Annotated in this window: 13 protein-coding genes and 3 pseudogenes; 8 read left to right on the top strand and 8 right to left on the bottom strand. The window is 57.3% G+C overall.

Annotation, left to right across the window (positions count from 1 at the left end):
• Positions 1 to 53: 53 nt before the first annotated feature.
• On the bottom strand, positions 54 to 719 hold the full coding sequence (locus ACYZTL_RS21265) for a transmembrane anchor protein (RefSeq protein WP_461953389.1): 666 nt from the start codon (positions 717 to 719) through the stop codon (positions 54 to 56).
• 12 nt (positions 720 to 731) lie between these two features.
• Positions 732 to 1,469: a HupE/UreJ family protein gene (locus tag ACYZTL_RS21270; RefSeq protein ID WP_461953390.1), complete on the bottom strand. Its 738-nt coding sequence runs from the start codon at positions 1,467 to 1,469 to the stop codon at positions 732 to 734.
• Between the two features lie 512 nt (positions 1,470 to 1,981).
• Between ACYZTL_RS21270 and ACYZTL_RS21275 the strand changes: the two genes are divergently transcribed.
• The 3 genes and pseudogenes from ACYZTL_RS21275 to ACYZTL_RS21285 all read left to right on the top strand — a co-directional run bounded on the left by ACYZTL_RS21275 (position 1,982) and on the right by ACYZTL_RS21285 (position 3,514).
• Entirely contained in the window at positions 1,982 to 2,281 is a 300-nt protein-coding gene (locus tag ACYZTL_RS21275; protein ID WP_461953391.1) for a metal-sensing transcriptional repressor, read from the top strand.
• A gap of 54 nt (positions 2,282 to 2,335) precedes the next feature.
• A complete protein-coding gene (locus ACYZTL_RS21280; protein ID WP_461953392.1) occupies positions 2,336 to 2,773 on the top strand; it encodes a YqaA family protein in 438 nt (145 codons plus the stop codon).
• Positions 2,770 to 3,514: pseudogene (locus tag ACYZTL_RS21285) on the top strand (TraX family protein). Before ACYZTL_RS21280 ends, ACYZTL_RS21285 begins: the two are co-directional and overlap by 4 nt.
• A 41-nt stretch (positions 3,515 to 3,555) precedes the next feature.
• Here ACYZTL_RS21285 and ACYZTL_RS21290 read toward each other — a convergent pair.
• Positions 3,556 to 4,866, bottom strand: a complete 1,311-nt coding sequence (locus ACYZTL_RS21290; RefSeq protein WP_461953393.1) for an MFS transporter — start codon at positions 4,864 to 4,866, stop codon at positions 3,556 to 3,558.
• A 356-nt stretch (positions 4,867 to 5,222) separates the two neighbouring features.
• Between ACYZTL_RS21290 and ACYZTL_RS21295 the strand changes: the two are divergent.
• Positions 5,223 to 5,381: pseudogene (locus ACYZTL_RS21295) on the top strand (metal-sensing transcriptional repressor); the annotation flags it as partial.
• A 167-nt stretch (positions 5,382 to 5,548) separates the two neighbouring features.
• Here ACYZTL_RS21295 and istB read toward each other — a convergent pair.
• On the bottom strand, positions 5,549 to 6,352 hold the full coding sequence (gene istB / locus ACYZTL_RS21300; RefSeq protein WP_461950426.1) for an IS21-like element helper ATPase IstB: 804 nt from the start codon (positions 6,350 to 6,352) through the stop codon (positions 5,549 to 5,551).
• Positions 6,345 to 7,844 carry an IS21 family transposase gene (gene istA, locus ACYZTL_RS21305; RefSeq protein WP_461950425.1) on the bottom strand — a complete coding sequence of 500 codons (1,500 nt, stop codon included), beginning with the start codon at positions 7,842 to 7,844 and terminating at the stop codon, positions 6,345 to 6,347. Before istA ends, istB begins: the two co-directional genes overlap by 8 nt.
• A 178-nt stretch (positions 7,845 to 8,022) precedes the next feature.
• Between istA and ACYZTL_RS21310 the strand changes: the two genes are divergently transcribed.
• Both ACYZTL_RS21310 and ACYZTL_RS21315 read left to right on the top strand, forming a co-directional pair.
• Positions 8,023 to 8,523 (top strand): antitoxin Xre/MbcA/ParS toxin-binding domain-containing protein, encoded by a 501-nt coding sequence (locus ACYZTL_RS21310; RefSeq protein ID WP_461953394.1) that lies wholly within the window; start codon positions 8,023 to 8,025, stop codon positions 8,521 to 8,523.
• A 186-nt stretch (positions 8,524 to 8,709) separates the two neighbouring features.
• Entirely contained in the window at positions 8,710 to 8,859 is a 150-nt protein-coding gene (locus ACYZTL_RS21315; protein ID WP_461953395.1) for a type II toxin-antitoxin system prevent-host-death family antitoxin, read from the top strand.
• Between the two features lie 95 nt (positions 8,860 to 8,954).
• On the opposite strand, the gene ACYZTL_RS21320 is transcribed toward ACYZTL_RS21315, so the two are convergent.
• The 3 genes and pseudogenes from ACYZTL_RS21320 to ACYZTL_RS21330 form a co-directional block, all read right to left on the bottom strand.
• Positions 8,955 to 9,557, bottom strand: a complete 603-nt coding sequence (locus ACYZTL_RS21320; RefSeq protein WP_461953396.1) for a hypothetical protein — start codon at positions 9,555 to 9,557, stop codon at positions 8,955 to 8,957.
• Positions 9,558 to 10,042: 485 nt separating this feature from the next.
• Positions 10,043 to 10,783: pseudogene (locus tag ACYZTL_RS21325) on the bottom strand (glutamate synthase-related protein); the annotation flags it as partial.
• Positions 10,784 to 11,010: 227 nt separating this feature from the next.
• Positions 11,011 to 11,811: a helix-turn-helix transcriptional regulator gene (locus ACYZTL_RS21330; RefSeq protein WP_008032237.1), complete on the bottom strand. Its 801-nt coding sequence runs from the start codon at positions 11,809 to 11,811 to the stop codon at positions 11,011 to 11,013.
• Positions 11,812 to 11,937: 126 nt separating this feature from the next.
• Between ACYZTL_RS21330 and ACYZTL_RS21335 the strand changes: the two genes are divergently transcribed.
• Both ACYZTL_RS21335 and ACYZTL_RS21340 read left to right on the top strand, forming a co-directional pair.
• Positions 11,938 to 12,759, top strand: a complete 822-nt coding sequence (locus ACYZTL_RS21335) for a carbon-nitrogen hydrolase family protein (RefSeq protein WP_461953397.1) — start codon at positions 11,938 to 11,940, stop codon at positions 12,757 to 12,759.
• A 247-nt stretch (positions 12,760 to 13,006) separates the two neighbouring features.
• Positions 13,007 to 14,332 carry an APC family permease gene (locus tag ACYZTL_RS21340; protein ID WP_461953398.1) on the top strand — a complete coding sequence of 442 codons (1,326 nt, stop codon included), beginning with the start codon at positions 13,007 to 13,009 and terminating at the stop codon, positions 14,330 to 14,332.
• The last annotated feature ends 143 nt before the right edge of the window (positions 14,333 to 14,475 follow it).

Genomic DNA, 14,475 nt, shown 5'->3' on the forward strand with positions numbered 1-14,475 from the left:
TGTTCAGGATGTGCGCCGCATTTTCGGCAGTGAACAGCCGACGCCGCTTCGGATTACTGTTTGACGCTCAAGTAATCGCCGGTGGTTTTCAGTGAGATGGTCACGTCGTTGTTGCTGCGATTACGCCAAAACCAACCGTGGGTGCCGTCAAAAATAGCGGTGAATTCGCCTTTATCATTTTTGACCTGCTTGCCCTTGTTGTAGCTGTGGAAGTAACCCTTTTCACCGTTGTAAGGCTCGCCATGCGTGTCGTAGTTCACAGGCCCACCAACCGCTGTCCATTCATAGCTAACAGTTTTGTTCTTCAGCACTTCCAGTTTGATCTCTGTCCCTTCACCTGGCTTGAGCGTGACGGTCATTTGATCCGTCTTCAAAGCAGGGTCAGGTGTCGCCACCGGCTGGGCAGGAGGTTTCGCAGTAGGTTGGACTTGCGCAATCTGCGGAGCTGGAGCTGGAGCTGGAGCTGGAGCTGGAGCTGGAGTTGCCGGTTGCGGTGGCGCGGCATCCGCCAACGCCTCTTGGGCAAGGATTATCTTCAATTCGCCCATCTGGGTCAGACCCAGTGCGCGGCCCACACCCGTAGGGTCAACGGCGTATTCCGAAGGCATGACCACTGTTACCAGCAGGCCGACCGCAGTCAGCAGTGCAATGACAGTCGAGCGCACCAGTTTGCGAGTGCTGGGCAATTCATTAACAGTTGGAAGCGGAGTATTGAACATGGTCAGAATTCCTTACGCGGAGACAAACAGTCCGGTGATCTGGTAACCCATCAGGAGGAAACCGGCACTCATCATGGCGACGTTGGCGGTATAGGCGTGGCGCCAGAAACTGCCGGTGCGCCGCCAATACCCCATCAGAATGAGAATCGCGCTGAGGGCCAGCAATTGGCCGATCTCGACACCGACGTTAAAGGCGATGAGGTTCGGAATCAGGCCGTCAGGCGAGATTTCGTACTCCTGGATCTTGGTAGCCAGACCGAACCCATGGAGCAGGCCGAAGATCAGCGTGGCCACCTTGGTATTAGGTTGGAAACCGAACCAGCGTTGGAACGCGCCTAGGTTGTCGAGCGCCTTGTACACCACCGAGAAACCAATGATGGCGTCGATGATGTAGGAGCTGATGCTGATCTCGGTCAGCACGCCCAGCAGCAGCGTGACAGAGTGGCCTACAGCGAATAGCGTGACGTAGAGCCCCACGTCTTTCAGGCGGTAGAGAAAGAAGATCACTCCGAACAGAAACAGCAGGTGGTCGTAGCCCGTCATCATGTGCTTGGCGCCCATGTATATGAAGGGCAACAACATGACGCCGGAGCTTTCTTGGATGAACCCCTTGTCACCTTCCGCGACGGCATGAGCCATCGCCTCGGGCATTGCGAGGAAAAGTGCCGCGACAAATAAAAACAACAGCAGTAGCAGGCGACGCGAAGGCGCAGTAAATGCGTCAACGCCGCTCATCGAATGCGAATGCATAGATCAATCCTACGTTGCGGGGATCAAAGGCCGCAGTGCGGCCATGGTCAGGATGCGAACGAAGGACGGGGTGGACGCTCGATCAAGAAAATCGGCGGACGAGGAACGGAATAGGACGGGGCTTCGAGTCGCATGGACAGCTTCGGCTGCGCAGACAAAGTCAACACAGAACTGAGCTGTGGCGTTTCGTGCTGGTGGTCAGGGGTCAAAGGGGAGTGATAGTGATCCGAACAGCTCGCACACGACATCTCGGCTTGCTCTTCATGAGAGTGATGAGCGTCTTGCGCAATCTCCCAGGCCGGCTGTTTCGATATCACTGACAACGTATAGGTATGCCCGGCCCAGGCCACAAACATGGCGAGAGCAAGCGCGATTACCACCGTCGTTGTCAGTGTTCTGCTGAACATAGCGTTCGGGTTTCAACTCGTTTTGTAGGGCTTTGATGCGTTTGACCCATCCTCCTAGGGGGGATAGGATGCCAGCGTAATTCATTGAGGCCTGAGGCTCAAGTCATGAGTGAGCACGAACACGAACACAGCCACCCCCACACCCACCAAAGTCACGATGCGATCATTAAACGCCTCAAACGGGCGGACGGCCATTTACGCGGCATCATCACCATGATCGAAGAGGGTCGTCAGTGCGTGGACATCGCCCAGCAGCTGCATGCCGTTGAAAAAGCGGTGTGCCAAGCCAAGCGCACGCTCATCCAGGATCACATTGATCACTGCTTGGAGGACACCGTCTCGGCGTTGAACAATGGCGAGCGCGCACCACTGGAAGCCTTCAAGCAAATCACCAAGTACCTCTAGGTCTGACATGCCCATCCACGGCTGGATCGGCCTGAACGCATAAGGCGACGTCCGGTGTTTGAACTCACCAGCTACGTGGGTCTGTTCCTAGCAGCATTCGGTGCCGCCACGTTATTGCCCATGCAGTCTGAAGCCGTGTTGGTCGGGATGTTGCTCTCCGACAAATACGTTGCTTCAACGCTCTTGGCGGTCGCCACCTTCGGCAACGTTCTTGGCTCTGCACTGAACTGGATTCTGGGCCGCTCCATTGAGCGATTCCGCCACAATCGATGGTTCCCCGTGAGCGAGAGCAAGCTCGAAAAAGCCCAGCAGTCCTATCTGCGCTACGGGCGCTGGTCATTACTGCTTAGTTGGGTGCCCATCATTGGCGATCCGCTAACGGTCGTCGCTGGATTCATGCGCGAGCCATTCTGGAGTTTCCTGCTGATCGTTACCCTAGCCAAGGGAGTGCGTTATCTCGTGCTGACCGCAGTCACACTGGGGTGGGCATGACGACTGCTTATGTAACCCAGCACTCCTCGTTCAAGAGCCGAAGCAGCAGCCTGGATCTGATCAAGTGGCTGGCGATGCTGACTATGGTCAGCGACCACCTACGCTTATTGTGGCCGGAGATGAGCAATCTGTTCATTCCGGGACGACTCTCTGTTCCGATGTTCTGTGTCGCCATTGCGGCCAACGTAGCGCGTTCGAAATCGGGCGAATTGCTGACTGCCGCGAACGGTCGATACCTCGCCTTGATGCTGTTATTCGCCGGCATTTCAGAAGTGCCTTATCGCTACATCAGCACCTCGGGATCACTCAATGTGTTGGTTACCTTGGCACTGGGATTGGTGATTGCCTGGGGATGGCAGCATCGCACCACTGTTGAGTGGTGCTACCGCGTCGATTGCCGCCGCAGTTGCCTGCATGCTGGATGATTCACTGATGTATGGCCTCTACGGAGCACTCGTTCCAGCGGCGGTCTTGCTAGCGATCAAGAGCCCCGGTGTTCTTTGGTTGCTGCCAGCGGCTCTATGCCTTTTGAGCAATACCCGCAGTAGCATCGTGACAAGGGCGCTGGACTTGGAAGTCTATTCATTGCTGGCTTTGAGCACTGCGTTCGCTGCTCCCCTTATCGGACTCTGGATTCTGCGCCAGACGTTTACCTTTAAGGTCTGGCCGGTGCGGCAATGGGGTTACTGGTTCTATCCGGTGCACCTTGCCGCTCTGCAAGCCCTACGGTTCCTGGTCTGAATGCCCGACAACCAGCTTTAGTAAATCTTAGGAACTTACGATCATCTGTGGGGCCATCGGCGATGCTGATCATCGATCACGTATGGGTGTTCGTGATCGACGCCATCCTGGCCGTCGAGGTGTGTGTGATCGTCCGGCAGGTTTTCATGGGTGTGTTTGATCGACTCTTGGTCATGAGCAGGACGCCAGATCACAATGCTGACCACCAGTGCGCTACCTGCCGCGACAGCGAGCCCAACAAACGACGCCGTGAGGCTGATGTTTGCACCCAGCCATCCCGCCAATGGGTAGGTAATCAACCAGCAGGCGTGGGATAGAGCAAATTGTGCGGCAAACAACGCCGGGCGATCTTCGGCATGTGCCGAGCGACGCAACAGCCGACCGCTGGGAGTCTGCGCTAGGGAATAGCCCACGCCGAGCACCATCCAAAGCGGCAACAGGAAATTGTAGGTGGTCAGGTTGATACCAACGGCCAAGCCTACGACCAATATTCCTCCACCAAACAGCATCGCCGTTCGGTCTTTGATGTTTTTCAACAGGCGTGGCAAGACCAGGGCCGCGATCATGGAGCCACCACCAAACGCGGCCAGCGCCAATGCCGTAGAACTCTGAGGCAGAGCGAAGCGCGACTGCACCAGCACCACCGTATTGACGATGACCATGGCACTGGCAGCAGCTACTGTCAGATTAAGAGCCAGCAGCCCCCGTAGGCGAGGGGTGGCCAGGAATATGCGCATGCCACGGGTAGTTCGTTCGTAGATGCTGCGTTGTGGCGTCGGCTTCGCCTTTGGCAGCACCACTGTGGCGACCAGGACCGCTGAAGCGAGGAAACCGATGACAGTGCCGGCGAACAGGTTATGGAAGCTGATAACGGTCAGCAACGCGGCGGCGAGCATAGGGCTGGCGACACTTTCAAGATCATAGGCGAGACGTGATAGCGACAAGGCGCGGGTGTAGTCGTCTTCATCCGGCAGGATGTCTGGAATGGTTGCCTGAAATGTCGGGGTGAACGCCGCCGAGGCTGACTGGAGAACAAAAATCAGCACGTAGATCTGCCAGACTTCCGTCACAAACGGCAGAGCGAGCGCGACCAGTGCTCGCACCAGATCCAGCGAGACCAGCATCGCTCGACGGGGTAGACGTTCAGCAAAAGCCGCCGCGATTGGTGCAACGCCAATGTAGGCCGTCATTTTGATCGCCAGCGCTGTGCCGAGAACAGCACCTGCTTGGGCGCCCGCAAGGTCGAACGCCAGCAGGCTCAGCGCGACAGTGGCGAGTCCAGTCCCTACGAGCGCGATTACTTGGGCGAGAAAGAGATGACGGTAGGTTCGGTTGGCTAGGATTTTCAGCATGGAAGATCTCAGGTGGCGAAGTGCATGACCAGGCGGTTACCTAATTTTTCACGAAGGGACGCAATCAGCTGATTTCGCCTCTGTTCAATGCGAATATCCCCCCTGGGGGGATACGGTTCGATCCTAAATCATAGTCCATGGCAGCTCAAGAAATAGGCGCTACGCCTATCGAATTACTGAAGTGCGGGCCCGCCCGCCGGCTTGTATTGGTTCTGCACGGCGAGGCGACGGGCTCAATGTTTCGATTGCAGCATTCAAATGCTGCGACGCTGCCGGTCGGATGTATTCCCTCCCTGGCTTGTATGGCTAGTTGGAACGTGTGATCATACTTTCATTATAGGTAGGGGGGGTATGGTATGGGGCATGTGAGATCGAGCAAAGACAATCTTCTCAAGCGCGTAAAGCGAATCGCTGGGCAAATCCAGGCGATTGAGCGAGCACTCGACTCTGATGATGATTGCTCAAAAACCTTGCTTTTGGTCGCTTCGACCCGTGGCGCTATCAATGGGCTGATTGTCGGCGCTGATTGAAAACTGACCCACCCTGCCGATTGAAATTTGACCCAGGGCGGATTGCTGATTTTTGCATCAGCAATTGTGGATAAGCTTAGCAGTCGTGTCCCAGTGGACGAGGCATCAAGCCCCACCGCATGCAGGCATGCGGCAGGGTATCTTGGTGCAGATCAAAACGGCTCATCGTCCTCGGCACCATCATCGTCCTTGCGCTTTCGTTCACGTGATTTGATCTTCGTCTGGGCGACCAAGCTGCTGTGTTGCAGGCGGTAGGACTCGTTGCCCGTTTCGACGATGTGGCAGTGGTGTGTCAGCCGATCTAGCAACGCCGTGGTCATCTTGGCGTCGCCAAACACGCTCGACCATTCCGAGAAGCTGAGGTTGGTCGTGATGACCACGCTGGTGTGCTCGTACAGCTTGGACAGCAAGTGAAATAACAGGGCACCACCGCTCTGGCTGAAGGGCAAATACCCCAGTTCATCGAGTATCACCAGGTCTGTGCGAAGCAGCCCTTGAGCGATTCGGCCTGCCTTGCCGTCGTACTTTTCGCGCTCCAGTAAATTGACCAGATCCACCGTGGAGTAGAAGCGCACGCGTTTGTGATGCGTCGTGATCCCGGACACGGCCAAGGCGGTGGCGAGGTGTGTTTTGCCTGTTCCAGGCCCGCCGATGAACACGACATTTTGCGCGGTATCGGTGAACTCCAGGTTGGACAGATCCCTGACCAGGCGGGCGTCAGCGCTGGAAGCGCTGAAGTCGAAGCCGGCCAAATCACGATGCATGGGGAGTTTGGCCATGTGCATCTGATGATTCACAGACCGTACGGCACGATCTGCATGTTCTTGTTGAAGCAGATGTTCGAGCAGCCATTTCGACGAGGTCGTTGAGGCCTCTCCTTGGGAAGCCAGTTCTTCCCAGGCGCTGGCCATGCCATGCAGACGCAGTTCTTTGAGTTCCGCCATAAGATCACGCATTGCGAGTCTCCTCATCGGTGGTACGGAGCCGGTCGTAGCGTGCCGTATTGGCGACAGGCGCTATCTTGAGTTGAAGGCTGGTTTCGGCGGACGGAGGGGCTGCTGTCGATGTCAGTCGAGCCAGGACATTCAGGATGTGGTCAGCGCTCAAGCTGCCTGATTCAAGTACCAACTCCACAGCCACCAACACGGCATCGAGCCCGGCGATGGGAACAGCCGCCAGTACCTGCGTCATGATTCGATCACCGTTGGTGTGACGCCTCAGACCGCGTTTTAGCAGTTGCAACGGCTTCGGCAGATCAGCAAACGGAGCGCCATTGCGCAGCGCTCCGGGCTTGCGTTCGATGAGCGGGATGTAGTGCTGCCAGTCGAAGCTGACCTGGTCTCGATCAAAGAGGCGCTTGTGACTGGCAATCGTCGTTTCATCGGCGATGACTACAATCCGCGAAGGATACAGACGGCTGCTGACCCACTGGCCGACCCGCTCACACGGCACCGAGTAGCGATTTCGCGCCACGCTGATCAGGCAGGTGCTGGAGACCCGCACGGTGCGCTCGACGTAACCATCAAAGGCGGTCGGCATCGGCATCAATTCAGCGCGTTCCAGCTCCAGGACGTCCGCCACTGTCAGCCCGTTGTACTGCGGGTGCACCAGCTCGTCCCAGAGCGCACGGCAGCGTTGGCCGAGCCAAGCATTCAGTTCCTCGAAGGTGTGGAACATGCAGTTTTGAGCATCGAGCCAGATGCGCCGTCGGCTGTCTTGGACGTTCTTTTCAACGATACCTTTTTCCCAGCCGGAGGCCACGTTGCAGAAGTCCGGGTCGAACAGGTAGTGCGCGCACATCACGGCAAACCGGGCATTGACCGTGCGGCCCTTGCCCTTGTTGACCTTGTCGACAGCGGTCTTCATGTTGTCGTAGATGCCGCGACGCGGCACCCCACCTAACGCGCCAAACGAGCGGGTATGGGCATCGAACAACATCTCGTGGCCTTGGCTGGGATACGCAACCAACCAAAATGCGCGACTGGCGCACAGCTTCATGTGGGAGACCTGGATGCGTCGGAACAGGCCGCCAATCAGCAGACCTTCTTCGCTCCAGTCGAATTGAAAAGCCTCACCGAGTGCGAACGTCAACGGTACAAAGGCACGTAAGGATTTGCCTTGCTCACCGCGCCACGAGCGAATGAAGGCGGTGAGCTGGCTGTAGCCGCCGTCGTAACCCTCGGCCTTGATCAGCTCAAGGAGCGCTTTGGCGCTCCTGCGGTTGTGCTTTGCCCGAAACGAATCGGCCTTGAGCGCCTGCTCCAGCGTCTGGTGAAATGGACTGAGTTTGTTGAAGGCTGCGCACCGCTGGTACGCCGGCTGAGTTGCTTCGGGCGCTCTGACCCATTTTCGGATGGTGTTTCTCGACAGCCCGGTACGCTTGGCTATCTGATGCAGCGACAGCTTGTCGCGAAAGTACATCCGCCGAATTTTCCCCAACATTTCCATGCTGATCACCCTGTGTTCTCCTGCTCGGAAAGCGAGCAGAAGCAGTTGAACACCTGGGTCAGTTTTCAGTCGGCAGAACAGCCTTTACTGGGTCAGTTTTCGGTCAGCGGCAACACCCTACGGGACTTTGCTTTTTCGGGCAGACGCCTCCGCACAGGAGGTATTCGGTTTTGAGTGTATGGATGGCTGGACGGATCTCATCGAAGGGAGCTTGAGGCAAATCCAGCGTTACGCCGAAATGGAGAAAAGCGATGTGAAAATCACGCAGGTGAAAGAGAAATTCGGACTCCTCCGGATCTACCAGAGAGGTGGTGGAGAGAATGTCTGTCAGATTCTTGATATCTGCGAACTGGCTTCCGGTTGCGTGTGCGAGCTGTGTGGCAAGGCAGGTAAATTGATCATGCTTGACGGTTGGATGCTGACTCGGTGCGACCTGCATGGCCACGGGAGCCACATGGAGCAGATCGAGCCGCAAATCGGTGATGGGCACTACATCAGTAGCTACGTACGAACCGTGGATTCAATATTGTCGTTCTTCGGAGCTGACGCAGTGCGTTGGGTTCAGCAGGAGTGCATTGGTCTGAGTGGAAGGCGGCCTTATGAAATGCTAGGGACAGAAGAAGGGTGTCTGGCAGTCCACACACTACTGAAACGGCTCGAATATGGCGTGGGAGTGTGATCAACATGGAGGTGCCCGCCCCGAGATTAGTGATGGCCAATTATCCCAATCTTGAAGAGCACGCTCGTAATCTACGTTGGCTCCCGATCTGATTTTTCTCGATTTTCAGAGTTGCCCGCAGAGAGCCCAGGTCGGGCAGAAATTGAGCCTCACACTCAGAACCAATAGCACAGAGGTGCAATACCAATGCTTACCGTCATAAGTTGCTGCCAAGCTCGCAGACGCCTCCGTCGGTTGCTTGCACTGGTTGAGCAAGGCCACATCGTTGTCATAACCAAAAACGGTGTAGCGATGTGCAAGCTGATAGGTGTTGAGGCGGGAAAGGAATCAGCTTGAAAACCCGTAGTGCATAGACCTGAGAATGCACGCCGCATTTCGGTTGTAGAGCTGCTTTTCGGGCGAGTCAGCATCGGCCAGATAGTCCGGGCTCACTACTGTGTCAATGCCGGTAGCTCTAGATATTCCTTTTGTACCAATGTGCCCTCGCATACAAAGCGCATTTTCATCAGTAGGCGGCTCCATACCTCGCTGTCCCAGTCCGACGCTTTTAGCAGGTCGCAATAGTCGCGTAGGGATTCTTCAAGCGCGGATAGGAATAGGGTGGCATCAACCACCAAATGTTCCGAGTCGAATAATTGCGATGCATCCCTACGGATCCGCCATCCTCCTGTGGTTTCACCCTGGTGCATGATGCCGCACCTGACGTGTTTGTAAAAATGCCTGCTGTGTTCGCGCAGACCCGCAAAGCGCTCCACGCGGTCGAAGAAGTCGCTGAAGGCAGGGCCGCTTAGTCCTGACTTTGCAGACCCAGTCCAGAAAGATTGCAACGCTTCAACCATGAGGCACCCACACGCCATCATCGCAAAGCCGTGCTTATGCTCTTTAGATTCGAAGGGCTTGAGATAGCGCTCCTGAAATCTTTGGTAGACGAAATCAGCAATGCTTTCCTTGTCCTTTGCTCGTTTGAAAGCATGGTAGTCAGCTGCGGTGACTGTGTTCGAAAGAAAAACATCCGATGGGGCGCGTTTATCCATGTTGAAGGAGTCCGTGAGAGCGTTGATGACTATAGAAATACGTCGGCCATAAGCCTGCATACTGAAGGTCGGAGGGACGATATCTTGGAGGCATGAGTCCGCCATTGATGCGGCGTAGGCCTTTGCGCTTCTGGTGTTCCTCCAGAGTCATCAGTGAGCCTCATGCCAACAGTGCATGGAGTGAAAGTCGAATTCAGTCCGCTAATGCGTTCTGATAAGAACGGCCAGCTGTCACCGGTATCGTTGTCGGAGTTCTCGTGTGTATTCATTGGGTTTCGTGGGAAAGGCCGTGGTACTACGAAGTAACAGTCGGTGGAAGTGTCGGAGGCAGAAGATCAACACATTTGGTTTGCGTATCCCTAACAGAGTTGACCTTTCATGAAGGGTGTAACCAATCGCAACGGCGTCGAGATGGCTGATCTAAATGCGTTGGTGAGCTTTGCATTGGCAAAAAGCTGAAGGTCAACAAATCGACCATATAACTTTTGGGACATCTTGATTTCGATCATCCGCACCTGCGGCGTCTGCGCTTGTGCGGCGAAGCGTTCCGGGTCGAAGCGCCCGTCTGCGGTGCGGCAACCGAAGTAGCCGCTGCCGAGTTCCCAGGTCAGGTCACCGCCGTTTTCCCGGTGGTAGGCGCTGATGCTGCCTTCACCCGTGTCGTGGGCAAAGTTGCCGAGCTTGGCGCCCTGATTCAACGCGCGAATGGCGTTGGCGCTGAGGGAGCCGAAGCTCATGGCCGAGATGTTGAACACCGATGCCGAGTACGGCTGAGAGCACTGCGGGCCACCGACGATGGTGCGGAAACTGCTCGGATCGCTCAACGGTGCCGGGCGCATGGAGTGGCCGATAAATTCGAAACCCGACTGATACACGTCGATCAACGTGCCGAAGGGTTTGTCGGCACTTTCATTCTTGGCGCGGGAATAGACCAGCGAACGCTGGGCCCGGGAGAAGGGCAGGGCGTCGCTGTCGGATTCGAGCAGGTACTGGCGGATTTCCGGACGAATACCCTCCACCAGATAGCGAATATTGCCGAGGATCGGGTAGTTGCGTCGCACCGCGTGGGGGCTTTGCAGCAGATCGAACAGGCCGATCAGGCTGAGCACGCCGGTGACGGCGGTGATCGGCCAGAGCCAGTCGTGTTCCAGGAAGGGCAGGCTGGCGAGGGTGAAGATCACGCAAGCGGCAAAGAAGGCGTAGCGGCTCAGGAGTGACAGGCTCATACGGTTTCCTTGGGTTCGGACTCGGTCATTGTTTGGCAATGCTGCATCTTGCTTTTGTGGCGAGGGAGCTTGCTCCCGCTCGGCTGCGTAGCAGTCGCAAAACCTGCTGACGGATTCTGTCTGACTGCACGCGGTGTCTGTAGGGGGACCGCTTCGCGGTCCAGCGGGAGCAAGCTCCCTCGCCACAAAAAACCTCACCACAGAGATTTGCGGCGCTGCAGCGATTTTCAGGCATTCTGCGCCTGGAGAAAAATCGAAAACAGCTCGGACTGGGACTTGATCCCCAGCTTGCTGTACATGTGTTTCTTATGGACTTTCACGGTTTCAACAGAGATTTCCAGCTTACGGGCGATTTCTTTACTGGAGCAACCGCTGAGCATCAAACGTCCGACATCCAGCTCGCGAGCGGTCAGTTGCGCACCTTTGAGTTGCTGCACCGAGGCCTCCAGCTGTACCCGCCAGTCACCCTGGACCGGCGCCGGCGCGAGGGCCACGACTTCGTTGATTTCGTAAGGCAGGCGCTGGCGCAACAGACCGAGCACCCAAGGCTGGATCAACGACAGCAAGGCAATCTGCTGACCGCTGAAACGCTGTTTGCTGCCCAGTGACAGGCACAGCGTACGGTCACCTTCAAGCTGGCAATTGAACTGGATTTCGTCGGCCACCACATTCAGACGAAAGTAGCGCTGGTAATACTCGGTCAGCTCGAAATGCTCCGGCGCCACTTCCGACAGGCGATAGAGCCCGGTGCGCGACTGCTCGCGGCAGGCGATGTAGAACGGGTCGAGCAGGTACAAACCGCGCAGGTAATCCTGGAACAACTGATCGGGGCTGCCATCTTCGCCCGGGCATTCAGCGAACACTTGCGGGTGCTGGTCGGCGCTGAAAAGCAATGCCACCCAGCTGTCGAAGGTCACGTATTGATCCAATAACCGGACAAGCTGCGTCCAGAAATTGGGCTTGTCCAGGGCGTCGATCAGTTGCCCGACCGAACGGTGCCAGGCGATGTCGTCTAACGAGAGTGTCATGGGTCTACCCCTATCGGGTTACCCCGGCCGCGTGATTCCCTGGCCGGTTGCTTGCTGCGCATACTGGCGCACAGACACCGACCGGGCAATCTTTCTACCGCCCGGCCACTAGAACAAGGACTACCCATGAAGGTCGAACTCGCCCAATTGGCGGGCCGTGACAACGACACGGCTTACAACCTCGAACGCGCACTGGCGGCGATTGCTGCCTGCGCGGCCGACACGCAGTTGATCATGTTTCCGGAAAGCCACTTGATGGGCTTCCCGTCGGCCGAGACGGTGGCGGCAGTTGCCGAACCGCTGAACGGCCCCACCGTCAGCGCGATCGTCGCCGCTGCCCGTGAGCGCAACATCGCCGTGGTGATCGGGACGGCCGAGAACGACAACGGTCGCTTTTTCAACACCACGCTGCTGATTACCCCGGAAGGCATCGCGTTGAAATACCGCAAGACGCACCTGTGGGCGTCGGATCGCGGTGTTTACGAGCCAGGCGATCGCTACGCCACGTGCCTGTGGAACGGCGTGCGGGTTGGCCTGCTGATTTGCTACGACATCGAGTTCCCGGAAACCGCCCGCGCCCTGGCACAACTGGGCGCCGAACTGCTGATCGTCACCAACGGCAACATGGACCCATACGGCCCGACGCACCGCACCGCCATCATGGCCCGTGCCCAGGAAAACCAGGCGTTTGCGCTGATGGTCAACCGGGTGGAAGAGGGCGATGGCGGGTTGTTGTTTGCCGGTGGCAGTGCGCTGGTGAATCCGCTGGGCACGCTGTTGTTTGAGGCTGGACGAGATGAGGGGCAGTTTGCGGTTGAGCTGGATTTCAGTCAGCTGGAAGCGGCGCGGCAGGATTATCGGTATCTGGATGATCAGCGGCTGAAGTTGCCGGGGGAGTTTGTTGAGCATGCTTCCGGGCTTCGGGAGTTGCTGATTCCCAAGAATTGATCCGGATTCTGTGTCGCTCGGGCTGACGTCTTCGCGGGCAAGCCCGCTCCCACATTTTGATCGCATCGTCCTGAAACAACTCGGTCGAATGTGGGAGCGGCGGTGCGACGATTCGACTTGCTCGCGAAGAGGCCCTGACAGACGACACACCTGTTTGACGATTCACCCAGAACAACAAACGCAACACCCGTAATTTGCGCCGAACTCGGCTCTGCCATAAATCCAATAAAATTCGGAGTAGTCGCTCATGGCTCGTTTGCAACGAACCCTTTCACTGGGGGCGGTGGTGCTGTTTGGCATCGCCTATATGACGCCGATCATTGTGCTCGGCACCTTTGGCATCCTCGCTCAATCCACCGCCGGCATGGTGCCGGCCGCGTACCTCGCGGCGCTGGTGGCGATGTTCTTCACCGCCATGAGCTACGGCCGAATGGCTTCGGCGTTTCCCGTGGCCGGCTCGGCTTACAGTTACGTGCGCAAGGCGATCAGCCCGAAACTCGGTTTCATCGCCGGTTGGGCGGTGCTGCTCGACTACCTGTTCCTGCCGATGGCGATCTGGCTGATTGGCGCGGCGTATCTCAACTCCGCGTTCCCGGCGGTGCCGCAGTGGGTCTGGGTGCTGACGTTCATCGGCATCACCAGCGCGATCAACATCGTCGGCCTGAAACTGGCCAATGGCATCAACGCTTTGTTGATGCTGGTGCAGTTTCTGGTGCTGATCGCCTTCGTTGCGCTGTGCATCCACTACGTCGGCGGTGATGCCAGCACACCGTTGTGGTCAGTCAAACCGTTCTTTAACGGTGACATGCAGATGCCACTGATCATGAGCGGTGCGGCCATCGCCTGTTACTCGTTCCTCGGTTTCGACGCGGTCAGCACCCTGACCGAGGAAACCCGCGACCCGCGCCGCACCATCCCGCGGGCGATCATGCTGATTACCCTGATCGGCGGACTGATTTTCGTCAGCGTGTCGTACTTCGTGCAGATTGCGCATCCGTCGTTCCAGTTCGACAGCGTCGACTCGGCGGCCTATGAAATTGCCCGCAACATCGGGGGCGACCTGTTCGTGTCGATCTTCCTGATCGGTCTGATCGTGGGGCAGTTCGCTTCGGGTCTGTCGGCTCAGGCCAGTGGCTCACGGCTGCTGTATGCCATGGGCCGTGACGGTGTGCTGCCGAAATCGTTTTTCGGCACCTTGCACGAACGCTTTGGCACGCCGATCAACAGCATCCTGCTGTGCGCAGTCGTGGCGTTGCTGGCGCTGAAACTGGACGTCACCACCTCGACCTCGTTCATCAACTTCGGCGCGTTCCTGGCGTTCAGTCTGGTGAACCTGTCGGTGATCTTTCACTACTGGATCGGCGGCGAGAAGAAGGGGCTGCGTGAGTTCGTGCTGTTCCTGTTGTTTCCGTTCATCGGTCTGGCGGCGGACTTGTGGCTGATGGTCAGCCTCGATCACCTGGCGATTTATCTGGGGCTGAGCTGGCTGGCGATTGGTGTGGTGTACCTGGCGGTGCTGACGGGCGGATTCCGTCGTCAGCCACCGGAGATGGATTTTCAGGAAGCCACATAACCACCTGACTGCTGAAGAACCCTGTAGGAGCGAGCCTTTGTGGCGAGGGAGCTTGCTCCCGCTCGGCTGCGAAGCAGTCGCAAACTTTTGGGGCCGCTTCGCGACCCAGCGGGAGCAAGCTCCCTCGCCACAAAGGCCCGCTC

The sequence above is a fragment of the Pseudomonas sp. LB3P81 genome (assembly GCF_054897965.1).

Excerpts from the sequence above, each read along its gene's own strand:
- ACYZTL_RS21265 (WP_461953389.1), bottom strand. The coding sequence starts at position 719 with ATGTTCAATACTCCGCTTCCAACTGTTAATGAATTGCCCAGCACTCGC.
- ACYZTL_RS21270 (WP_461953390.1), bottom strand. The coding sequence starts at position 1,469 with ATGCATTCGCATTCGATGAGCGGCGTTGACGCATTTACTGCGCCTTCG.
- ACYZTL_RS21275 (WP_461953391.1), top strand. The coding sequence starts at position 1,982 with ATGAGTGAGCACGAACACGAACACAGCCACCCCCACACCCACCAAAGT.
- ACYZTL_RS21290 (WP_461953393.1), bottom strand. The coding sequence starts at position 4,866 with ATGCTGAAAATCCTAGCCAACCGAACCTACCGTCATCTCTTTCTCGCC.
- istB (WP_461950426.1), bottom strand. The coding sequence starts at position 6,352 with ATGCGTGATCTTATGGCGGAACTCAAAGAACTGCGTCTGCATGGCATG.
- istA (WP_461950425.1), bottom strand. The coding sequence starts at position 7,844 with ATGGAAATGTTGGGGAAAATTCGGCGGATGTACTTTCGCGACAAGCTG.
- ACYZTL_RS21310 (WP_461953394.1), top strand. The coding sequence starts at position 8,023 with ATGGATGGCTGGACGGATCTCATCGAAGGGAGCTTGAGGCAAATCCAG.
- ACYZTL_RS21315 (WP_461953395.1), top strand. The coding sequence starts at position 8,710 with ATGCTTACCGTCATAAGTTGCTGCCAAGCTCGCAGACGCCTCCGTCGG.
- ACYZTL_RS21320 (WP_461953396.1), bottom strand. The coding sequence starts at position 9,557 with ATGGATAAACGCGCCCCATCGGATGTTTTTCTTTCGAACACAGTCACC.
- ACYZTL_RS21330 (WP_008032237.1), bottom strand. The coding sequence starts at position 11,811 with ATGACACTCTCGTTAGACGACATCGCCTGGCACCGTTCGGTCGGGCAA.
- ACYZTL_RS21335 (WP_461953397.1), top strand. The coding sequence starts at position 11,938 with ATGAAGGTCGAACTCGCCCAATTGGCGGGCCGTGACAACGACACGGCT.
- ACYZTL_RS21340 (WP_461953398.1), top strand. The coding sequence starts at position 13,007 with ATGGCTCGTTTGCAACGAACCCTTTCACTGGGGGCGGTGGTGCTGTTT.